The 21,350-nt window shown below is 67.3% G+C and carries 18 protein-coding genes and 5 pseudogenes; 7 read left to right on the top strand and 16 right to left on the bottom strand.

Translation table 11 applies throughout. The features are described from left to right. Window positions 1–215: 215 nt before the first annotated feature. From G8O29_RS13040 to G8O29_RS18835, 3 genes are all read left to right on the top strand, one after another. Complete coding sequence (locus G8O29_RS13040; protein WP_166403663.1) at window positions 216–1,490, top strand: phage minor head protein; 1,275 nt, start codon at window positions 216–218, stop codon at window positions 1,488–1,490. After that, window positions 1,487–2,002, top strand: a complete 516-nt coding sequence (locus tag G8O29_RS13035) for a hypothetical protein (RefSeq protein ID WP_166403662.1) — start codon at window positions 1,487–1,489, stop codon at window positions 2,000–2,002. The genes G8O29_RS13040 and G8O29_RS13035 overlap by 4 nt, the downstream gene beginning before the upstream one ends. A gap of 587 nt (window positions 2,003–2,589) precedes the next feature. Continuing rightward, complete coding sequence (locus tag G8O29_RS18835; protein WP_367890176.1) at window positions 2,590–2,985, top strand: HNH endonuclease; 396 nt, start codon at window positions 2,590–2,592, stop codon at window positions 2,983–2,985. Window positions 2,986–2,999: 14 nt separating this feature from the next. Here the strand turns inward: G8O29_RS18835 and G8O29_RS13025 are convergent, their stop codons facing one another. Then, on the bottom strand, window positions 3,000–3,566 hold the full coding sequence (locus G8O29_RS13025; RefSeq protein ID WP_166403660.1) for a DUF3489 domain-containing protein: 567 nt from the start codon (window positions 3,564–3,566) through the stop codon (window positions 3,000–3,002). Between the two features lie 95 nt (window positions 3,567–3,661). Further along, window positions 3,662–3,889 carry a hypothetical protein gene (locus tag G8O29_RS13020; protein WP_166403659.1) on the bottom strand — a complete coding sequence of 76 codons (228 nt, stop codon included), beginning with the start codon at window positions 3,887–3,889 and terminating at the stop codon, window positions 3,662–3,664. A 116-nt stretch (window positions 3,890–4,005) separates the two neighbouring features. On the opposite strand from G8O29_RS13020, the gene G8O29_RS13015 reads away from it, so the two are divergent. Both G8O29_RS13015 and G8O29_RS13010 read left to right on the top strand, forming a co-directional pair. After that, a complete protein-coding gene (locus G8O29_RS13015; RefSeq protein WP_166403658.1) occupies window positions 4,006–4,539 on the top strand; it encodes a hypothetical protein in 534 nt (177 codons plus the stop codon). Beyond that, window positions 4,487–4,771: pseudogene (locus G8O29_RS13010) on the top strand (phage terminase large subunit family protein); the annotation flags it as partial. The gene G8O29_RS13015 and the pseudogene G8O29_RS13010, both read left to right, overlap by 53 nt. Before the next feature lie 16 nt (window positions 4,772–4,787). Here the strand turns inward: G8O29_RS13010 and G8O29_RS13005 are convergent. From G8O29_RS13005 to G8O29_RS12990, 4 genes and pseudogenes are all read right to left on the bottom strand, one after another. Continuing rightward, window positions 4,788–5,591: an alpha/beta hydrolase gene (locus tag G8O29_RS13005; RefSeq protein WP_207623810.1), complete on the bottom strand. Its 804-nt coding sequence runs from the start codon at window positions 5,589–5,591 to the stop codon at window positions 4,788–4,790. 27 nt (window positions 5,592–5,618) lie between these two features. Beyond that, window positions 5,619–5,879 (bottom strand): hypothetical protein, encoded by a 261-nt coding sequence (locus G8O29_RS13000; protein ID WP_166403656.1) that lies wholly within the window; start codon window positions 5,877–5,879, stop codon window positions 5,619–5,621. Beyond that, window positions 5,876–6,469 carry a DUF6544 family protein gene (locus G8O29_RS12995; RefSeq protein WP_166403655.1) on the bottom strand — a complete coding sequence of 198 codons (594 nt, stop codon included), beginning with the start codon at window positions 6,467–6,469 and terminating at the stop codon, window positions 5,876–5,878. Before G8O29_RS12995 ends, G8O29_RS13000 begins: the two co-directional genes overlap by 4 nt. 524 nt (window positions 6,470–6,993) lie before the next feature. Further along, window positions 6,994–7,182, bottom strand: a pseudogene (locus G8O29_RS12990) (hypothetical protein); the annotation flags it as partial. 75 nt (window positions 7,183–7,257) lie between these two features. Between G8O29_RS12990 and G8O29_RS12985 the strand changes: the two are divergent. Continuing rightward, window positions 7,258–8,547 carry a DNA methylase gene (locus G8O29_RS12985; protein WP_496559915.1) on the top strand — a complete coding sequence of 430 codons (1,290 nt, stop codon included), beginning with the start codon at window positions 7,258–7,260 and terminating at the stop codon, window positions 8,545–8,547. Between the two features lie 14 nt (window positions 8,548–8,561). On the opposite strand, the pseudogene cobA reads toward G8O29_RS12985, so the two are convergent. The 9 genes and pseudogenes from cobA to G8O29_RS12940 form a co-directional block, all read right to left on the bottom strand. Beyond that, a pseudogene (gene cobA, locus G8O29_RS12980) lies at window positions 8,562–9,293 on the bottom strand (uroporphyrinogen-III C-methyltransferase); the annotation flags it as partial. Between the two features lie 19 nt (window positions 9,294–9,312). Continuing rightward, window positions 9,313–11,910, bottom strand: a complete 2,598-nt coding sequence (locus G8O29_RS12975; protein ID WP_166403654.1) for a nitrate reductase — start codon at window positions 11,908–11,910, stop codon at window positions 9,313–9,315. Then, window positions 11,907–12,239: a nitrite reductase small subunit NirD gene (gene nirD, locus G8O29_RS12970; protein ID WP_166403653.1), complete on the bottom strand. Its 333-nt coding sequence runs from the start codon at window positions 12,237–12,239 to the stop codon at window positions 11,907–11,909. The genes G8O29_RS12975 and nirD overlap by 4 nt, the downstream gene beginning before the upstream one ends. Continuing rightward, complete coding sequence (nirB, locus tag G8O29_RS12965) at window positions 12,236–14,662, bottom strand: nitrite reductase large subunit NirB (protein ID WP_166403652.1); 2,427 nt, start codon at window positions 14,660–14,662, stop codon at window positions 12,236–12,238. The genes nirD and nirB overlap by 4 nt, the downstream gene beginning before the upstream one ends. Before the next feature lie 5 nt (window positions 14,663–14,667). Beyond that, window positions 14,668–15,468, bottom strand: a complete 801-nt coding sequence (locus tag G8O29_RS12960) for an ABC transporter ATP-binding protein (protein WP_166403651.1) — start codon at window positions 15,466–15,468, stop codon at window positions 14,668–14,670. A gap of 5 nt (window positions 15,469–15,473) precedes the next feature. After that, entirely contained in the window at window positions 15,474–16,358 is an 885-nt protein-coding gene (gene ntrB, locus G8O29_RS12955; RefSeq protein WP_166403650.1) for a nitrate ABC transporter permease, read from the bottom strand. A 12-nt stretch (window positions 16,359–16,370) separates the two neighbouring features. Continuing rightward, on the bottom strand, window positions 16,371–17,654 hold the full coding sequence (locus G8O29_RS12950; protein WP_166403649.1) for a CmpA/NrtA family ABC transporter substrate-binding protein: 1,284 nt from the start codon (window positions 17,652–17,654) through the stop codon (window positions 16,371–16,373). Window positions 17,655–17,940: 286 nt separating this feature from the next. Then, on the bottom strand, window positions 17,941–19,116 hold the full coding sequence (locus tag G8O29_RS12945; protein ID WP_166403648.1) for an ABC transporter substrate-binding protein: 1,176 nt from the start codon (window positions 19,114–19,116) through the stop codon (window positions 17,941–17,943). Then, a complete protein-coding gene (locus G8O29_RS12940; RefSeq protein WP_166403647.1) occupies window positions 19,113–19,697 on the bottom strand; it encodes an ANTAR domain-containing response regulator in 585 nt (194 codons plus the stop codon). The genes G8O29_RS12945 and G8O29_RS12940 overlap by 4 nt, the downstream gene beginning before the upstream one ends. A 260-nt stretch (window positions 19,698–19,957) precedes the next feature. Between G8O29_RS12940 and G8O29_RS12935 the strand changes: the two are divergent. Further along, window positions 19,958–20,343: pseudogene (locus G8O29_RS12935) on the top strand (hypothetical protein); the annotation flags it as partial. On the opposite strand, the pseudogene G8O29_RS12930 reads toward G8O29_RS12935, so the two are convergent. Next, window positions 20,324–21,314 (bottom strand): annotated as a pseudogene (locus G8O29_RS12930) (IS481 family transposase); the annotation flags it as partial. The pseudogenes G8O29_RS12935 and G8O29_RS12930 overlap by 20 nt on opposite strands. Window positions 21,315–21,350: the final 36 nt, after the last annotated feature.

Genomic DNA, 21,350 nt, shown 5'->3' with positions numbered 1-21,350 from the left:
CAAAAGACCGCACTCGATCACAAGTCCAGACGATCACAAATTCCTTGCAAACCGAGCGGCATCCACAAAAGAAGGTTTGATGGCAGTCGCGTTCCCTCCGCCACCCGAACGCCCCCGAAATCCAACCTTTGCTCCGTGCAACGGAGCGGTCGCCGGGTTAATGCGAACTTAACCCTAACCTGATACCGCTATCGGGGAACGATCCGGAGGAACCGATGCGGCATGAAAGCAAGTTTGCGGCCTGGATCAGGTCAGGCGGCAACAGCGCCTTCGTCTTGCCGCTTGGTCCGTTTCGCGCGCAGGAAGTCAAGTTCTCGGTGGTCCCTGACAGGCTGTTGGACAGCATCATCGACGATGCGCTAGTCGCAGGCGTTGCCCGGCTGAATGGCTTTCTCCCCGAGGGTGTCAGCATTGACATCACGTCGGTCGACCTCACCGCGATCAGGGATCAACTGCGCAGTTCGGTTGCGGGTCGCCTCAACGAAACAGGCGTGCCCGTCAACCCAAACGATCCGGTCATCCGTGCGATACTCGCCCGATATGCAGAGAAGTTGAACGGCCATTTTCAAAGAGATGCGCTTCAGCTTGAATCCTACATTTGGCGCAGTCAGGACGATGCCCGTGTTCGCACCGCACATGCCGAGCTCGATGATCGGGCATTCGCGTGGTCCGATCCGCCCCCCGGAGGCCATCCAGGCGAGGCCTGGAACTGCCGATGCACGGCCGAACCGATCCTTGATCGTCAGAACATCCCTGAGGGAGCGGTCTGCGATATCCTCACAGGGGATCGCCTGTCCGACGTGTTCCCGGACGCCGACATCGACAGTCTGACGCAAGTGGCACGGGAAATCGACCTCCAGATCGTGACGGCGCAGTTGAACAGTCCCGAGCGACTGGCGCATTTCTTCGGTCAGGTGCTTCAAGAGGTCGGACAACGCATGCGGCTTGTGGAGAGCCTCGACTATCGGGCGGACCGCCTGGGATCGATCTTCAGCTATTTCAGGCGCAACCCGGACGAAGCCTTGCTCTACGGGAGAACTGCCGACCATCCGGCAGATCAGGAAGCCATCGCAAACCGCGCGTACGCGGACCGCAATGGCAACGGGAATGTCGAGAGCGGTGACGGATGGAGGTTCCGTGGGCGCGGCCTGAAGCAGGTCACCGGTCGCGCGGGTTATCGAGCCTTCACCGAAGATCACGCTCTGATGTTTGGCGAGCAGGTCGATTTCGAGGCGGAACCGGACCTGCTGGGGACGCCAACCTACGCTGCGCGTTCGGATCTTTGGTTCTGGCTCGCAAATGATCTCTTCTTGCTCGCGGACGCTGGGATCAACCGCGCCGCCGCAGACAGCATTACCGCAATCATCAATCCCGGCACGGACTCCTATCGGCAGCGCTGGGATAACGTTCGCCAGCTGAGCAAGTCGGAGGTCTTCGCAAACGTCTGTCGGTTCTCTGTCTCTCGCCCGCGCTTCGAGGACGCGGAATGAAGGGCGCGCTTCGGCTCCTTGCTGTTGTCTTGCTTATTGGCCTCGCCAGCCGGTCCGCTGGTCAAACGATCTTCGATGGCTCTTCGGTAGAAACGGCTGAGCTCCGGGTTGAACTACGACCACAAGGCGAGGACCCATTTGCCATCCATCTGACCGACAAAACGACCGGCCTAAAGGTGCACTACGAGTTTGAGGGCGAGGGTGCGAACGATCCGGAACCGTTTCTGATTGTCGAGGGCCGCTACTGCGATACGTCGGTCATTCTGCTGACGATCGAGTTTCCTTGGCGGCATTCATTGCCGCAATACTCCCGCGTTCTGGACACCTACGCGTTTCGCATGTCTGACTTGGCCTATGTCGACATGACGGCCGGGCCGGCTACTGACATCGCCTTGCTCGAGAGTTCTGAAGCCGAAGCGGAAGACATGCCAATGCAACCACCGATCCTTGTTGAATGCATCGCGGATCGCGGTGGGAGCCCGTTCAGATTTGTAATGAAAACAGATGACTAGGATGTTCATCAGGTGGAGAAGGTTGGATACCAAGCCCATCCCCTCCGCCATCATCTTTGAAATCATTGGATAATTCGGCACGTCCTGTTCGGGGCACTGAATGGGCACTAAAGCAGTCCTCACTAGGCTTGTTGGCTTTGTCGGCAGGGGGCGCACCTCGATAGGTGATCCGCTCACGTTTTCGTGAGCATGGTCCGTGGTCAGCCGGGACAAGCCCCGGGCTGCTCGCCTGGCGCGCGCCTGCCGGTGCCGCTGTCATCGTCCGGGAACCGTCCCCGTGGCGGTGGCGCTGGATTGGCAATTTTCCCCCGGCACGGGGGGCAGGGACGGACAGGGGCAGGTCAGCTGCGCAGGCTGTTCGAGAGATTCCGTTGACGGGAAATCCGCAGTTCTCTACCGTTCGGTCAAACGAAGGCTCAGAAGCGAGCTTTGAGGTGGGCATAAGCCCCCTCAGGTCGGCAGAAAAACCCTGACGGCATCGTTGTACGGACTGCGGAACCACGAACGATCGGGTCTCGCGCGAGCATGAGCTTCCCGCCGGGGAGCGCCCTACCAAGGCGCCGCGCATTCGCTTTTCACGAAGTTGAATGGAGACCCCCTGGATGGGAAAGCTGTCGAATATTCGTCGAACCAAGATGCGGGCGCAGGGCGGCCGGTGCTATTACTGCGACCTGCCGATGTGGGATCCGGAGATGGATCCTGCCGTGCCGGAAATCTGCCAGGCACCAGCCTTGCGGAAGTATCTTCGCTGTACCGCAGAGCACCTGCACCCCCGCTCTGACGGCGGTGCCAACGTGGCCGCGAACATCGTCGCCGCCTGCTGGTACTGCAACACAAGGCGGCATCACAGGAAGGAGCCACCCTCCCCGGACATCCATCGCGCCCGAGTCCGAGAGACGATGGCAAATGGGAAATGGCTGGCCGCGCAACTGAGAGACATCAGCAACGCTGTCGGCCCGGGTTCGGGTGCCAGAAGGGTCTGATGCTGCAATCCTGATCAGGGCAGATTGTATACCGTCCCCCTGCCCTCGACCTTCTCCGTTGCGATGGGCAGGCCCAGCTTCTTCTTCAGGGCACCTGAGATCGAGCCCCTGACCGTGTGCGCCAACCATCCGGTCGCCGCGACAATCTCGGCGACCGTCGCTCCCTCTGGGCGCTGGAGCATGGCGATGATCTGCGCCTGCTTGGTGCCAGCGCGGATGGCGACGGGTTTCACGGTGTCGCTGTCGTCGGGCGTCTGCACCGGCTCCGGTTCCGCCTTGGGCTTCGCCCTCCGCGCGCTGGCGACGGCGCTGGCCACCACCGGCTCGATCCCGATGGCCTCCAGCCCGGCCTCGGTATCGATCAGCGTGGTGCCGTGGCCGTCGCCGGTCTCGCGCCACATCGGCTCGCCACGGCGCAGGGTGGCCTCGACCTCCTCGAGCCAACCGCGGGCGATCAGCTTGCCGACCACCATCTTGGCGGCAGCACCGACCAGCCCCTCGGGCAGCGGCAGGGCGAGGTTCCCCGGCCGGGTCGCGGCGCGGGAAAGGATCAGGGATTGGGTGTCGGACGGGATGGTCATCGGAGCCTCCGGGCGCTGTGGCGCGCGCAGTGCGCGCCTTCTACGGAGGCAAACCCCGTCCTCGGACGGGGCGGCCTTCGCGCCGTGTGGGCGCGTCAGGCGGCGTGTTCGCCTTCCTTGAAGGCGCTGTCCGTGATCTGGCGCAGCAGGCCCGCGTAGTGCGTCAGCGTCCCGACATGCCCCCAATGGATCTCGTCGGGGTGGGTTTCGAAGTGGTCGTCACTGAGGGCCTTCAGGCGCTCCAGCATGGTGTCGATCTCGGCCTTGGCGGCGATGAAGGCGTCGAGGGCTTTGGAATTGTCGCTGGCGCGGCGGGTGGTCATGGCGGGGCGTCCTTCGCTGAGTTGCATCGTTTCCTCGCGATCAGACTCGCTCTGTTGCGCCCTCCAATCAACTGAATACCAAGCGATATCATCAGCTTGATCGGAATTCTTGCGCCATGAAAGGCATGAGCGAACGCGAGTATGCAGCCCGTTCGGGGCTCTCCCGCGGCGGGGTGCAGAAGGCGCGCAAGAACGGGCGGCTGGTGGTTCACGACGACGGGTCGATCAACGCCGCGGCCTCGGATGTGCGGCGGGCGGAGATGACGGATCCCGACCAGCAGCGCCGGTCGCTGGGCGGCGAAAGCCTCGCCAGCGGTGCAGGCGAGACCTCGTCCTACATCAAGGCGCGCACGCTGCTGACGGTCTATGCTGCGCAGGACAAGCAGATCGCGGTCCAGAAGAAGGGCACGCTGGTCGACCGCGCGCGGGCGGAAACGCTGGTGTTCCGCCTGGCGCGGCAGGAACGCGATGTCTGGGTGACCTGGCCCGGACGGGTGGCCGCGCTGATGGCGGCGCAGATCATGGCGGAGGTGGAACGGCAATCCGGGGCATCGGTGACGATCGAGACCGCGATCATGCAGAGGGTGCTGGAAGCCCATGTCCGCGAACAGCTCGACGCCCTCGCCGACCTCCGGGTCTCGCTTGCATGATGAGGAAGACGAAAACGACCTGACCGAGGGTCTCGACCTCGGCTTAGACGGGGCCGAGGACCTGCTCCGGGTCTGGCGGCAGGGGCTACGCCCCGATCCGAACCTGACGGTGTCGGAATGGGCGGATCAGCATTGCTGGCTGTCATCGCGCGGCGCGGCCGAGCCGGGGCGCTATCGCACAGCCCGCGCGCCATACCTGCGCGAGATCATGGATGCGCTGTCGCCCGGCCATGGTGGGTCGTCCTGGTTCAGTCGCTCGCGTCGGCGAGGCCGGTCGTGCCGTTGAGGACATCGGTCAGCAGCACGGCGGTCGCCCGCTCCGGTTCTTCCCAAAGCGGGCTGAGGGCGGAGTTCCCGAACAGGTAGAAACCCTTCACGGGCGCGTCGATCCCATCGAAATAGGCGCGCGACAGTTCCGCATTCGCCGTCTGGTCGTATCGGCCGACAAAGAAATACACGGGCAGTTCGAACGTCGTCAGCCGTGTGCCGAGGTCGTCCCGCAGCATGTCCTCCCAAAAGAATGGTCGCGACCAGAGCTTGCCACGCCAGACATTGATCTTGTCCCTAAGGGTGTGGGCGCGCTCACGCCAGACCGGCAGGAAGATGCCCGTGATGACCGAATCGATGTCTCGGGTGTGGCCCACGCCAGCCCGGTGCATGGCGGCGTCGCGCAGCCTCATCCAGGCGGGCGAAAGACCCTGCTCCATGCTGACCGGTGCGGCTTCAAGCTTGCGAACCATGCCCGCGTCGCCACGCGCTTTGTGGACGCCGAGGAGGAAGTCATGGGCCATGACTTCGGAACGAAGTTGATGGCTGATCTGCGCCATGCCGACATAGGCGATGAAGCGGTCCGGCGCTTTGGCCGCGACCTGGATGCCGCGATAGCTGCCCCAGGAATGACCGAGGAGAAGGATGCGGTCCTGTCCGAAACGCTGGCGCAGGTAGTCCGCGACCTCGACCGTGTCCTCGATCATCCGCGGCATGGTCATCGTCTCGGGCGGGATGTCGGACGAGAACGACATGCCCGCGCCGCGCTGTTCCCACCAGACCATGGTGAAATGCCGTTCAAGGCCCGTCGGTTAGTCCTGTTCCATGAAGAACTCGGGCATGCCGGGGCCGCCGTGCAGGAAGAGAAGCACCGGGTTCGACGGGTCGGCGCTCTGGATGATCATGCTTTGCGGAATGCCGCCGATCGCGACCGTCACGCGTTCGAAAAGGCTGCCCGGAATGACGTTTCCGTCGGCATCATGCAGCGGGGCCGGTCGGCCGGGACTAATGGCGAAAAGATAGCCCATCCCGGCCAGAAGGACCGCTGCAAGGACCAGTACGACCAAGGTCATGGCGCGTTTGACCCTTGTACGCCAGCGACCGGCGGTGCGGTGCAGGCTTTCCTTTTCAGGCAACATCTTTTTGCTCCGATCCTGATGGCGGGCAAGCCGGCCCGAGCGGCGAGCATGGCCAAAGGCTTGTGCGCCCTGGTCATGCTGTCTGGCCGGTGCCGGTACATGCCACCCTCCAGAACGAGTAGAGGGCGCCGGCGGAAATCAGGGTAAACCCGATGAAGGGTGGCGCGTCCTCGGGTCCAAAGGAAACACCTGCGCGCAACTGCATCACTGTCTGCGCACCCATCCGAGACGAAATCGACAAGTTCTCCGGCTGCGTTGAAGATCAGCTCTGCCGAGACGGTGTTCGGACCAAGCGCAAAGCTCACCCGCGCACGTGTTTCGTCGATCGGCGTCCAGGTCAGGCGTGGGTCGATCATACGCGAGGGGGCAAACAAGCACAGGTCGTTCAGGATCGTGACCGTCTCGGCCCGGGTCAGCTCAGGCCCACCGGCATCAACGACATTCACAAGCCCGGCCAGGCGCACCCGCATTGTCGTGTTGTCGCGGTTGAAGTCATGCAGCACCGCCACGGGCAGACCCTTCATCCGCGTCGTCACGCGCCGTCACCAATCGCAGGAACACCCCCGCGCAAGGACGAGCCATGGCAACGCCGTCCCAAGCAAAGCCGCGAGCCAGATAAACCGCGATGCCCTTGGGTGCACCAAGGGTCGTGAGTTTGATCTGAACCGCCGCCGGCCTCCGGGGGGCCAGCACAGGGTCCAGCCGGGGTCCAGGCCGCCAAGCCATTGTTTTCCGGTTCCTCTCATGTTCGTTTGTCAAGATTTTTGCGTGATGATCTGATCCGGCGACGATTTCGCCGCCGGGTCGGTGCTCGTGTGCGGCGCGCATTGCTGGGGGCAGAACCTTCAAGGCGACGGTAGATCACACTCTGATGCGCGGGTTGGATACCGCAGGACCGTTGTTCCGTCTTGGGCTTGCCGACTGTCTTCCTGCGGGCATCGGTGATCCGGGACGGACCAGCGGCCACAAAGGAACCTCGTGGATTCCCGGATTGGCTCTGCCCCCAGTGACGCGCGCCGGGGATGTCGAGTGGTGCTGTCTCCTTTTCTCAGCGGATGGCCGCCGGTGCGGCCGGGGGCTTCGGGGTGACGGTCCGGGCGATGGCCCAGATGAAGGCCGCCATTTCCCGCGCGATGGCAGTGACGACGAGGGTCGGCTGCTTGCCTCGGGCTACGAGGCGGCGGTAGCGGGCGCAGAGCCTGATCTGCGCTTTCCAGGCGATGTCGCGGACGTCCTTGGTGACCGCCTCCAGCCCTACGCGAAAAACGCGAAGGCGCATGGCGCGGACCAGGTCGCGAAGATCGCCGCCAACATGGCCGAGTTCGGCTGGACGGTGCCCTGCCTCGTCGGCGAGGACGGCGAGTTGATCATGGGGCATGGCCGGGTGCTGGCGGCGACGCAGCTGGGGCTAACCGAAGCGCCGGTGATCGTGCTCGGGCATCTGAGCGAGGCGCAGCGCCGTGCGTACCGGATCGCGGACAACAAGCTGACAGAACTCGGCACCTGGGACGAGGCGCTGCTGTCGGCGGAACTGAACGACCTCTTGGCCGAGGATTTCGACCTGTCACTGGTCGGGTTTTCCGATGGGGAACTGGACAAGCGGCTGGCCTTCGTGCCGGAGGGGGACGGGCAAGAAGGTGGCGCCGGTGGCTCGGTGCCGCCGGTGACCATCCCCGAACCGCCGCGCAACCCGGCATCGCGCACCGGCGATCTGTGGATCCTTGGCGACCATCGCCTGCTCTGCGGTGACAGCACCAGCGCGGCCGACGTGCGCCGCCTGATGAATGGCGAACGGGCGATCCTGTTTGCAACCGACCCGCCTTACCTCGTTGACTATGACGGTTTGAACCACCCGACCCGCAACAAAGATTGGTCGGCGTCCTACGGCACAACCTGGGATGACAGTTCGCAGGGGGCCGAGCTTTACGACGGCTTCATCGCTGCGGCCGTGGCCGAGGCCATCGCAGAGAACGCCGCCTGGTACTGCTGGCACGCCTCGCGCCGCCAGGCGATGCTGGAGGCCTGCTGGGAGAAGGCGGGCGCCTTCGTCCATCAGCAGATCATCTGGGTGAAGGACCGGGGAGTGCTGACCCGCTCGCACTACCTGTGGAAGCACGAGCCCTGCTTCATGGGCTGGTGCCGCCGGAACCGGCCGCCGAAAGTTGCCGAGCAGACGCTGCCCTCGACATGGGAGATGCCGTCCTTCGCCAAGGACGACCGGCCCGACCAGCCGACGCCGAAGCCGCGCCACGCCTTCGGCAGCCCGATGCGCCAGCACGTCGCGCGGGGCGGGCACTGCTGCGTGCCGTTCTCGGGCTCGGGCTCTCAGATCATCGCGGGCGAGGGTGAGGCGGATCAAGGCGGGCGTCCGGTGGAGGGCCGCCGCGTCTTCGCGATGGAGATCGGCCCGGCTTACGTCGATGCCGCCGTGGAACGCTGGCAGGCCGAGACGGTCCGCGACGCAATCCTCGACGGCGACGGCCGGACTTTCGCCGAGGTGAAGGCCGAGCGGACGGGCGACGACGCCGGACCCTCGGCCGTTGTTTCGCGGCGTGCGGCGTCGGGCGGTCCATCCTTGCAGCCGGCCATGCCCTTGGTGTAGCGCATCAGGATCAGGGCCGGCGCCGCAACGGGGCCGATCCGGCCTTCGGCCATCGCGCGCAAGGTGGTGCGGAGGGCCGTCTCGGCACGGGTGCTGGCGGCGGTGACGATCTCGACCTCGATCCCGTCCGGCCGGCCGGCGGCGATGATCGCCCGGGCCAGTGTCCGGGCCGCCTGCGCGCCCATGTAGACGGCCAGCGTCGTGCCGGGACGCAAATGCGCGGCGAGGTCGGGCGCGGGCTCGCCCGGGCGGCAGGTGGCGGTGGCGATGACCAGCGCGCCGGTCTCGCCCCGTTCGGTCAGCGGACGACCGAGCGCCGCAGCGGCAGCACTGGCGGCGGTGACGCCGGGCACGATCTCGACCGGAATGCCTGCGGCGCGGGCGGCGGCCAGTTCCTCGGCCGCCCGCCCGAAGATCGAGGGATCACCCGATTTCAGCCGCACCACGCGCAGGCCCCGCCGGGCGGCGGCCACGATCATGGCGTCGATCCGTTCCTGCGGCCAGGCACAGGCGCCGACCTCCTTGCCCACGAAAACCCGTTGCGCCTCGGGCCGGGAAAGCTCCAGCACCGCCGGATCCACCAGGCGGTCGTAGAAGATGGCATCTGCCGCCCGCAGGTGGCGCAGCGCGCGCAGCGTGAGCAGGTCGGCTGCCCCCGGCCCTGCGCCGACCAGCGCGATCGAGCCCTGCACCGGGGTGCCGGTTGCGGGATCGGCGGCGGCGGGAAAGGGGGGCAGGAAGGTCATGGCAGCACTCCGTCCGGGGTCATTCCGCCGCGATGCGCCGGAGGTCGAGTAGGGCGGCAAGCTCCGGCCGGCAGGAGCCGCAGTTGGTGCCCGCGCCGAGGGCGGCGCCGATTTCGGCGAGTGTCGTCACCTCGCCCGCCGCGATGGCGCGCATCAGGGTGTTGAGCCCGACATTGAGGCAGGCGCAGACGGTGGGCCCCGGATCGGGCAGGTCGGCCGGGGCGCGACCGGCCAGCGCGGCCGGGGCGCTCTGGCCCAGAAGCCCCGCCAGATGCCCGCGCGCCAGCACCACGGGTTCGGGCGAGAGGAACAGCGCTGCGCTCAGGCGCCCCGCCTGAAGCACGGCAAAGCGGTGGATGCCGCGCGCCCGGTCGGTCAGTGCCATGTCCGGGGCGGCGCCGAGGATGCGGGTCGCCAGCGCCGTCCAGTCCCCCGGCGCTTCGGTGCAGGCCAGTTCGGCCGCGTGCCCGCCCGCGACCGGCGCTGTCGCCCAGTAGGCGCAATCCGGCCGCAGCGGCGTGCGCGAAACGGCATAGCCGTGCCAGGCGGCGGCAAGGGGGCGGATCGCGACGGCGGCCGACTTGCTGGCGGGCTGGCCCGAAACCGGGTCGGTCAGCGCCGGCACCAACGCGTTGGTCCGGCCGGTGGGCCCGGTTTCGCCGGTCCAGTGCATCGGCGCGAAGGGATGGCCGGGGCGCACCCGGTCGCTGACCAGAACCCGCAGGATGGCGCGGCCTTGGGGGCTTTCGACGCAGGCCAGCGCGGCGGGCGCCAGCCCCAGCGCCGCCGCATCCCGGGGGTGCAGTTCCAGATAGGGCTCACCAAGGTGCTGCGCGAGGCGCGGCGAGAGACCCGTGCGCGTCATCGTATGCCACTGGTCGCGGATGCGCCCGGTGTTCAGGCGGAACGGCTGCGCCTCGGGCACAGGGGCGGGCAGCCGCGCCACGACGGGCACCATGCGCCCCCGCCCGTCCGGCGTGTGAAACTGCCCGTCGGCGAAGAACCGGCGTCGGCGGACCTTTCCCTGCGGCCAGGTCACAGGGGACAGGCCATCGTAATCCGCCCCGGCAAGGCCCGAGATGTCGAAATCGCTGCCAAGCGCACCCGCCACCCCCGAAAGCGCGGCGTGTTCGGCAAAGATCGCGGCCGGACCGTCCCAGTCGAACCCGGCAAAGCCCATCCGACGCGCCACCTGCGCCAGCTGCCACCAGTCGGGCCGTGCCTGACCCGGCGGCGCGAGGAAGGCGCGCTGGCGGCTGATGACGCGTTCGGAATTGGTCACCGTGCCATCCTTCTCGCCCCAGGCGGCGGCGGGCAGAAGCACATGGGCGCGTCGCGCGGTGTCGGTGTCGGGCCAGACGTCGCTGACCACGGCGAAGTCGCAGGCGGCGATGGCGCGGGCCACGCGGTCGGCCTCGGGCATCGAGACGGCGGGGTTGGTGTGGAGGATCCACAGCGCGCGGATGCGCCCCGCCTCGACCGCGCGGAACATCTCCACCGACTTGAGCCCCGGCCGTTCGGCCATGGTCGGGCTGGCCCAGAACCCCTGCACCGCCGCGCGATGGACGGGGTTCTCGATCTCCAGATGGCAGGCGAGCATGTTGGCAAGCCCCCCCACCTCGCGCCCGCCCATGGCATTGGGCTGACCGGTGACGCTGAAGGGGCCCATGCCGGGCCGCCCGATCCGGCCCGTGGCCAGGTGGCAGTTCAGGATCGCATTCACCTTGTCGGTGCCGCTGTCGGACTGGTTGATGCCCTGCGACCAGAGGGTGACGACCTTTTCGGTCCCGGCCCAGAGCGCGAGGAACCGTTCCAGATCGGCAGGGTCGAGGCCGGTCGCCTCGGCCCGGGCGGCGCGGGCGGCGGTCAGGGCGGCGTCGGCCCCGGTCAGCTTCGGCAGGAAGGCGGCGCTGAAGCCGCCGGTGTCGAACAGACGGCACAGGAGGAGGTTGAACAGATGCGCATCCGCCCCCGGCGCGATGGCGAGGTGCAGGTCGGCGCCTTCGCAGGTGGCGGTGCGGCGCGGGTCGATGACCACGATCTTCGTGCCACGCGCCGCCCGCGCCGCCATCAGCCGCTGATAGAGCACCGGATGGCACCAGGCGAGGTTCGTGCCCACCAGCACCACCAGATCGGCCTGTTCCAGATCGTCATACTGCCCCGGCACCGTGTCGGTGCCGAAGGCGCGGCGGTGGCCGGCCACCGAGGAGGCCATGCACAGCCGCGAATTGGTGTCGATGTTGGCGCTGCCGATGAAGCCCTTCATCAGCTTGTTGGCGACGTAGTAATCCTCGGTCAGCAACTGGCCCGAGACGTAGAGCGCCACCGCATCCGGCCCGTGCGCGGCGATGGTGCGCGAAAAGCGCTCGGCGATCAGGTCCAGCGCCGCATCCCAGGTCGCCTCTGCCCCGCCGATCCGCGGCGCGAGAAGGCGGCCCTGCATCGACAGCGTCTCGCCCAGCGCCGCGCCCTTGACGCAGAGCCGGCCCCGGTTGGCCGGATGGTCGGGATCGCCTGCAATGGCCGCACCGCCCCGCCCGTCGGGCGTGGCCAGCACGCCGCAGCCCACGCCGCAATAGGGGCAGGTGGTGCGGACGGATGGCCCCGGCGCCGTCATGCCGCCGGTCTCGCGCGCATGACCTCAAGCCCGATCAGCACCCGCCCGCGCTCGACCCGGGCGGGATGGGTGGCGACCGATCCGGTATCGGCCCCCTGCGCCAGCCCGGTGGCCAGGTCGAAAACCATGCCATGCAGGGGGCAGGTCACAAGGGACCCGTGCACGATCCCCTCCGACAGCGGCCCGCCCTTGTGCGGGCAGCGGTCGTCGAGCGCGAAAACGCGGTCGTCGGCGGTGCGGAAGACGGCGATGCAGCCCAGCGCCGTGCGCACCACGCGCGCGCCCTCGCGGGGGATGTCGTCCAGGGCGGCAATGTCGATCATGGTCATTCGGCGGCCCTCAGCGTCAGGTCGGCCACGGGGGCCCAATCGGCGGGACGGGCGGCATGTTCGGCCCAGGGGTCGGTCTGATAGACCGACTGGCTGATGCGGAACCGCTCGACCAGCGCGGCGCGGGCCGCCGGGTCGGCCACCTGCGCACGGCACCAGTCGAGGCCCACCTTGGCCACCCATTTGTAGATGCGATGCAGGTAGCGCGCATTCTCGCGGTAAAGCTGGATGAAGGCCGCGACGACCTCGAGCACCTCGTCCTCGGTGGCGACGGTCAGCAGAGGTTCGGTTTCCTTCACATCCATCCCCGCCGCCCCCGCGACGCCGATCTGATAGCCGCTTTCCACGCAGACCACGCCCACGTCCTTGCAGGTGGCCTCGGCGCAGTTGCGCGGGCAACCCGACACCGCCAGCTTGACCTTGGCCGGGGTCCAGGCCCCCCAGAGCAGCTTTTCCAGCTTGATCCCCAGCCCGGTCGAATCCTGCGTGCCGAAGCGGCAGAACTCGGTGCCGACGCAGGTCTTCACCGTGCGCAGGCCCTTGGCATAGGCATGGCCCGAGACCATGCCGGCGGCGTTCAGATCAGCCCAGATCGCGGGCAGGTCCTCTTTCCTGACCCCCAGAAGGTCGATCCGCTGCCCGCCGGTGACCTTGACCATCGGCACCGCGTATTTCTCGGCCGCATCCGCAATCGCGCGCAACTCGGCCGGGGTGGTGACGCCGCCCCACATCCGCGGCACCACCGAATAGGTGCCGTCCTTCTGGATGTTGGCGTGGTTGCGCTCGTTCACGAAGCGCGACTGCCGGTCGTCGCGATACTCGAGCGGCCAGTCGGACAAGAGGTAGTAGTTCAACGCCGGCCGGCAGGTGGCGCAGCCGCCCGAGGTCTTCCAGCCCAGTTCCTGCATCACCGCCGGAATGGACTTGAGGCCACGCGACTTGATCAGCCGCCGCACGTCCTCATGCGTGTGGTCGGTGCATTTGCACATCGGCGGATTGGCGTTGGCGGTGAACCCGTCGCCCAGGGTCAGCGCCATCACCTGCTCCACCAGCCCGGTGCAGGTGCCGCAGGACGCACTGGCCTTGGTCTGCGCCCGCACCATGTCCAGCGTCGTGGCCCCGCCTTCGATGGCCTGAACGATCCTGCCCTTGCAGACGCCGTTGCAGCCGCAGATTTCCGCCTCAGGCGGCAAGGCTGCAACGGCTGCCAGAGGGTTTGCGGTGGGCCCCCCGGCATAGGCGGGCCCGAAGATCAGCGTGTCGCGCAGGTCTGAGACGTCCTTTCCCTGCCGGATCAGGTCAAAGAACCAGGACCCGTCGGCGGTGTCGCCGTACATCACCGCGCCGATCAGGCGCTCGCCTTCCAGGATCAGCCGCTTGTAGACCCCGCGCCCCGGATCGCGGAACACGATGTCCTCGCGCCCCGGCGCTTCGGCAAAGTCGCCCGCGCTGAAGAGATCGACCCCGGTGACCTTCAGCTTGGTCGCGGTCTGCACCGGCTTGAACGCCGCCTCCTGCCCCAGCAGGGTCGCCGCCAGCACCTTGGCCTGATCGTAGAGCGGCGCGACCAGCCCGAACAGCTGCTTGTCATGCTCCACGCATTCGCCCAGCGCATAGATCGCCGGATCACTCGTGCGCATCTGGTCATCGACCACGATCCCGCGCCCGACCTCCAGATGCGCGTCATGGGCCAGCCGCACCTCGGGCCGGATGCCGACGGCCATGCAGACCAGATCGGCGTCATAGACGGTCCCGTCTTCCAGAAGCACCGCCTCCACCCGGTCCCTGCCAAGGATCGCCTTGGTCGCGCCCTTGCAATGGATGCGGATGCCCCGCGCCTCCAGGTCCTTCTGCAGGAGATAGCCCGCCGCGGGGTCCAGCTGACGCTCCATCAGATGGCCCATCAGGTGGATCACCGTCACCTCGGCCCCGCGCGCGGCCATCCCCGCCGCCGCCTCCAGCCCCAAGAGGCCGCCGCCGATGACCACGGCCTTCGCGCCTGGACGGCTGGCGGCGATCATCGCGTTGGTGTCTTCCAGATCCCGGTAGGTGCAGACCCCAGGCAGGTCCTTCCCCGGCACCGGAAGGATGAACGGGGCCGACCCCGTGGCGATGACCAGCGCGTCATAGGGCACGCCCCCTTGCGCGGAATAGACCACCTTGTTCTCGCGGTCGATCTTCACCACCGGCTCGCCGAAACGGCAATCCACGCCATGGCTTTCGTACCAACCCGCGTCATGGGTGACGATCTGGTCGTAGGTCTTCTCGCCCGACAGCACCGGCGACAGCATCAGCCGGTTGTAATTCCCGCGCGGCTCGGCGTTGAACAGCGTGACTTCGCCGTCAAAGCCCGCCTCGAACAGATGCTCCAGCATCCGGCCCGAGGCCATGCCCGCGCCGATCACCACAAGTCTCTGTTTCATGGCCGTTACTCCGCCGCTTCGACAAAGCGGTGACGTTCATACAGGAACCGCAGCACCGCCTCGCGGGCCCGGACGTAATCGGGGTGGCTGGCAAGCTGGATCCGGTCGCGCGGACGGGGGATGGCGACGGGCAGGACCTCTCCGATGCGTGCCGCCGGGCCGTTGGTCATCATCACGATGCGGTCGGCCAGCAGCACGGCCTCGTCCACGTCATGGGTGATCATGATCATGGTGTTCTTCAGCCGGGCATGGATCTCCATCACCGCGTCCTGCAAATGCGCCCGGGTCAGCGCGTCCAGCGCGCCGAAGGGCTCGTCGAGCAGCAGGATCTTCGGCTCCATCGCCAGTGCGCGCGCAATGCCCACCCGCTGCCGCATCCCGCCCGAGATTTCCCCGGGCCGCTTGTCGGCGGCATGGGTCATCTGCACCAGGTCCAGGTTCTGCATGATCCAGTCGTGCCGTTCCGGCTTGGTCTTGGTCGCGCCAAAGACCTTGGTCACCGCCAGCTTGACGTTGTCATAGACCGACAGCCAGGGCAGCAGGCTGTGGTTCTGGAACACCACCGCGCGGTCCGGACCAGGGGCGTTGACCTCGCGCCCTTCCAGCATGATTGCGCCCGTGGTGACTTCGGTCAGCCCGGCGATCAGGTTCAGAAGGGTGGACTTGCCGCAGCCGGAATGGCCGATGATCGACACGAACTCGCCCTTGTCGATGGTCAGCCGGACATCCGACAGGACCTCGGTCACCTTTGCGCCCTTGGAGAAGCTTTTGCAGACGCGATCGATCTTGAGATAGCTTTGATCCATGGCCCTCACTCCGCCGTGCCGCGCGAGACGACGCGCCCGATCCAGCCGACCAGCCGGTCAAGGATGAAGCCTGTCAGCCCGATATAGACCAGCGCCACGATGATGTCGGTCAGGCGGGAGGAGTTCCAGGCATCCCAGATGAAGAACCCGATGCCGACGCCGCCGGTCAGCATCTCGGCCGCGACGATGGCCAGCCACGAAAGGCCCACCCCGATGCGCAGCCCCGAAAAGATGTAGGGCGCGGCCGAGGGCACCATGATCTTCCAGAAGAACTCGATCTGGTTGAGCCGCAGCACGGCGGCGACGTTGCGGTAATCCTGCGGAATGGCGCGGACCCCGGCGGCGGTGTTGATGATGATGGGCCAGATCGCGGTGATGAAGATCACGAAGATCGCCGAGGGCCGGCTGTCCATGAAGGCGGCAAGGCTGATCGGCAGCCAGGCCAGCGGCGGCACCGTGCGCAGGACCTGAAAGATCGGATCGAACCCCCGCATCATCAGCGCCGACTGCCCCAGGACCGCGCCCACCAGCACGCCCACGATGGCGGCAAGGCCGAAGCCATAGGCCACCCGCTCCAGCGAGGTCAGCACCCGCCAGCCGAGGCCTATGTCCTGGGACCCGTAGACGAAGAACGGGTCGACAATAAGGTCGCGGCTCTGGTCCCATACATCGGTGGGGGCAGGCAGACCCGAAGTCCCACCGGAAAAGGAAAGCTGCCAGATCAAGAGCACCACGATCAGCACCACGACCGGAGGCGCCACCCGTTCCGCGACGAACCGGCCCAGCGCCGCCAGCCGCAATCGTGGCCGGGCCACCACCGGCAAGGGCAGCACCTGCGCCGCCGTCTGCGGCGCCGGCACCTGGCGGGGTTTCAGCGTAGTCACATTCATCGCCCCGCCCCCTTACGCCATCGCCTTGATCGACAGACTGTCGAGATAGGCCTCCGGGTTCGCCGGGTCGAAGGTCTTGCCGTCGAACATCGTCTCCACCCCCCGGCTGTCCCCGAAGCCCGAGGTCTCCAGCCCCAGCGCCGCGGCCGCCTGCAGCCACAGGTCGCTGCGGTTTGTGGCATCGACGAGCGCCTTGGTGTCGGTGGCGCCGGGCAGATAGCCCCAGCGACGGTTCTCGGTGACGAACCAGGCGTCGAGCGACTTCCACGGGAACGAGGTCGCGCCGCCGCGCCAGAAGGTCATGGCCAGCTCCGGCCGGGTTTCCTTGCGGCCGTTGCCATAATTTATCTCGCCCTTGATGCGGCCCGAGATGTCGGCCACCGGGACGTTGTACCACTGGCGGCGGCCGACGATGGCGGCCATCTCGTCCTTGTTGGCGGCATCGTCGCACCACATCTGTGCCTCCATCACCGCCATCATCAGCGCGAGGGTGGCGTTGGGGTTGGCGTCCACCCAGTCGGCGCGCATCCCCAGCACCTTCTCTGGGTGGTTCAGCCACAACTCGCCCGTCGTCGCGGCCGTAAAGCCGATGCCCTGGTTGACCAGCTGCTCGTTCCAGGGCTCGCCGACGCAGAAGGCCTCCATGTTGCCGACCTTCATGTTGGCGACCATCTGCGGCGGCGGCACCACGATCAGGTCCACGTCCTTCGTCGGGTCGATCCCGCCCGCCGCCAGCCAGTAGCGCATCCAGAGGTCATGCGTGCCGCCGGGGAAGGTCATGGCCACCGGCACCTCGGCGCCCGCGGCCTTCTTTGCCGCGAAGATTTCCTTCAGCGGCGCGCTGTCCAGCCCCACGCCGCTGTCGGCATAGGCCTGCGCCACCGAAAGACCCTGGCAGTTCTCGTTCAGGCCCATCAGCATGTACATCGGCAGCGGCTGCTTGTTCTGCATCACCGTGCCGGTGGCATAGAGATGCACCTTGGGCCGCAGGATATGGCCCCCGTCGATGCCCCCGTTGGCCGAACCCAGCGCCATGTTGTCGCGCGTGGCCCCCCAGCTCGCCTGCTTTTCCACCACCACATCCGGCATGCCGTGCTTGGCGAAGAGCCCCTTTTCCACGGCGATGATGAGCGGCGCCGAGTCGGTCAGCGCGATGTAGCCCAGCTTGCAGCCCGTCACCTCGGGTGTGGGCGTTGCAGCCCAGGCCCCTGCGGGCAGAAGCGCGCGGGCGGCGGCCAGGGTGGCGGCGGCGCCGGCGGCGGAGGTCAGGAAGCGACGGCGGGTCGGTCCGGTCATGGGGGTCTCCTTGGCGGGGGCCCGGCGTCCTGTGGGGCAGCGTCCGGGCGAGGCTTTGACATGCAAAAGGCCACCGGCACCATGCCCGGGCTGCGGGCAGGAACGGGTGGCCTCGTTGCCGGATGGAAGGCCGCATCCTTGCGGCCGAAGGAAGGGTGATGGCGGCGCTGCTCTCACCTTCGATCGCAGGATGACCGAGGCAGGTGCCCGGGGTCAAGCGCTGCGGCGCGGCAAAGCGGTTGCAGCAATGCCGCCGCCGGCCGTCCGCGCCGAATTGCCGGAATTTTCAGCACTCCGCCGCTTCGGGGTCGAAGATCGCGCCATCGAAGAAACCGTCGGGCGGCAGAATCAGCCGCCCGCGGCTTGACGCGACGGCGGTCAGCACGCGCACGGCGCCTTCGAGCCGCGATGAGGCGGCCGGCAGATCGGCGCCCGCAGGGCCAAGGTGGCGGCGGTAGAGATCGCTGCGCCAGACCGCCGTTCCCGCCGCCGCCGCCGCGCCCGGATCAAGGCCGTGCCGCCGCGCCAGCCGGCGCGCGAACCAGGTCGCCTGGCTGCGCCAGGGAAAGCCTGCCGCGCCGCCGTGAAAGGCGATCATCCGCGGCACCCCGCGCAACTCGCCCGCAGGCGAGATCACCATCTGCCCCGACAGGGCGCGCTCGATCGTCTCGGGCGCAAGGTCAAGGAAGTCTGGCTGCGCGAGCAGCTCGGCGGCGGTGATCCGGTGGTCCGGCGTCTCGAGCCATGCCGCCGCCCGCCACACCGCCCGCATCAGCGCGCCGGCGATGTCGGGGCGCTCTTCGGCCCGGTCGCGCCGCATCGCCAGCACCTTCTCGGGGGCCGAACCCCAAATCGCCGCGCCGGGCAGAAGCAGTTCGCCCACGCCCTGCTCGACCGCAAGCGACCCCCAGGGCTCGCCGACGCAGAAGGCATCGATCTCGCCCGCCGCCAGCGCCGCGGCCATCAGCGGCGGCGGCACGGTGCGCACCGCCAGCCGTCCGTCCGCGGCCAGCGCGCTGCCCTCGACCCAGCGGTGCACCAGTTCCATGTGGGTGGAAAAGGGGAAGGGCACCCCCAGCCGGATCGGCCCGGTCGCGGCCAGCGCGTCGCGTGCGGCCAGCGCATCGGCAAAGTCGAAGCCGAAGCCGCGCGCGCGCATCTGCCCGGCCAGCGCGCGCGACACGCCGAGGGTATTGCCGTTGACCGACAGCACCATCAGCGCATCCACCACCGCCCGCAGGCCGCCAAGGCCCAGCGCCATGGCCACCGGCACCGGCGCCAGCATCTGTGCCGCATCGACCTGCCCCAGCACCAGAAGGTCGCGCAGATGGGACCAGTTCGGCACCCGCACGAGGTCGATCCCGATGCCCTCGGCCGCATCGAAGTGCAGCGCCTGCGCCAGCAGCACCGGCGCGGCATCGGTCAGCGGCAGGAACCCCACCGAAACACGCGGCCCGCTCATCCCAGAAGCCCCGCAGCGGTGACCAGCGCCTCGGCCACATCGGCGATGCGGCGCTTCTGGTCCATCGCGGTGCGGCGCAAGAGCGCATAGGCCTCGTCCTCGCCGATGCCGCGCGCCTTCATCAGGATACCCTTGGCGCGGTCGATCACCTTGCGCTCTTCCAGCGCGCGCCGCGCGGCATCAAGTTCGGCGCGCATCCGGCTGGTCAGGGCAAAACGGCTTACGGCGGTGTCGATCACCGCGCGCAGCCGGTCGGGGCGCAGGCCTGCCACCACATAGGCCGAGAGGCCCGCCTCGATCGCGGCGCGGGTCAGTTCGGGGTCGGAGCGGTCCACGAACATCGCCACCGGCCGGTCGAGAGGCCCGGAGGCCAGCGCCAGCTCCTCCAGCACATCGCGCGAGGGATGCGCGATGTCGATCAGCACCACATCCGGGTTCCGTTCGGCGATGCGACGGGACAATGCGGCGGTTTCGCCGATCACCAGGATCTCGCAGTCCTGCGCCTCGCGCAGACCGTCCACGATGGACCGGGCGCGGTCGGGGTCGGGCTCGACAACGACGATGGACAGCGGGGATGGCATACCACCGAGGAAGGCCGCAGGACCGATTCCGTCAACCGGTTGCACCCGGGCGGCACTGCGGGGCTTCCGTTCTCACCCTAATTCTGCCGGAAATCCGGGCAGCCTGCCTGCGGATCGAGCATTGCGGTGTCGTTCATGCGCAGCATGAGGACTTCGGGGGGCGGTCACATCATCAGATCCGCCTCGGATGGAACATGACAGCGCACCCCGAATACGGCGCCGGAACCCCATGCCAAGGGACCCATGCCGGGCTCTTTGCCGGCGGCACGCCAGCGGATTTCGCGGTGGTGCAGGCGATCCGCGAGATGAAGGCGCGGGGGCTGCGGGTGACGTTCTATCCCTTCCTGTTGATGGACGTGCAGCCGGGCAACACGCTGCCGAATCCCTACAGCGCGCGTGCCGCGATGCCCGGCCAGCCGTCCTTCCCTCGCGCGGACGGATCACCTGCTCCCCGGCGGTAGGCTTTGCAGGGACCGCGGACAAGACGGCTGCTGCGGCGACGCAGGTCGCAGCCCTCTTCGGCGCAGCGACCCCGGCGCAGTTCGCGGTGTCGGGGGACACCGTCAGCTGAACCGGCCCCGCGGGCGACTGGGGCCTGCGCCGGATGATCCTGCACTACGCCCATTGTTTAGTCCCGGCATCTGGTGGGTCGGGTCGAGGATGAATTTTTCCGGCTCTGATGTCCAGATTTTGCAGATGTATTCGTAGGGCGTGAGGCCGTGCAGCGTCTTGAGTCGGCGGGCAAAGTTGTAGGCGGCGAGAAAGTCGGCGAGGTGGGTTCGCAGCTGATCATGGGTTTCGTAATGGAACCGTTTCACCGTCGCGTCCTTGATCGTTCGGTTCATCCGCTCGACTTGCCCGTTGGTCCAGGGGTGGTTGGGCTTGGTCAGCCGATGCTCGATCCCGTTGGCATCACAGATCATGTCGAAGCGCATTGGCCGAGAATAGATGGTGTTCCGGTTCCGGGATTGTTCGGCGAACTGGATGCCGTTGTCGGTCAGTATGGTGTGGACCTGATAAGGCACAGCTTCGAGCAGGTGCTGCAGGAACTCCCAGGCGGTCTTTCTGTCGGCCGTTGCAACGAGTTGAGCGACGGCGAACTTGGCCGTTCGGTCAACGCCCACAAAGAGATAGAGCTTGCCCTCAGCTGTTTGCACCTCGGCAATGTCGATGTGGAAGAATCCGATGAGGTAGCGCTTGAACTTCTGGCGCTTGAGCTTTTCGCCCTCGACATCCGATAGCCGCGAGATGCATTCGCCATTGGGCTTGAACCAATGGCGCCGCAATGGCTCATCGCTGCAGGCACCGGTGCAGCGCTGACCGTGTCAGGTGCGGGATCGAAGGCTGCAAGGCATAGAGGCAGTCGTCCAGCGGCAGCAGGGTGTGGCGCCGAAACGCCACGACCGCCGCTTCCTCTTGCTCGGTCAGAACCGTCGAGCGCGGTTCCGTCGGCCCGGTCTTCCTATCCTCGATCGTCGCGCGCTTCCGCCACTTCGCCACTGTCTTGGGGTTGATACCCAGTTCCCGGCTCAGTTGCGCGAGCGAAGCTTGCGATCGCTGTATTGCTGCTCTGACGGCGTGCGTCGTCGTGGCGCTCCCGTGACGAACCTGTCCCATGCTGCTTCCTTCCATTCCTGCGAAAGGATCGCACCA

It is taken from the genome of Rhodobacter calidifons, from assembly GCF_011174775.1.
GTDB lineage: Bacteria > Pseudomonadota > Alphaproteobacteria > Rhodobacterales > Rhodobacteraceae > Tabrizicola > Tabrizicola calidifons.
The sequence above is the reverse complement of the archived record's forward strand: the minus strand, read 5'-3'. Positions and strand labels throughout refer to the sequence as shown.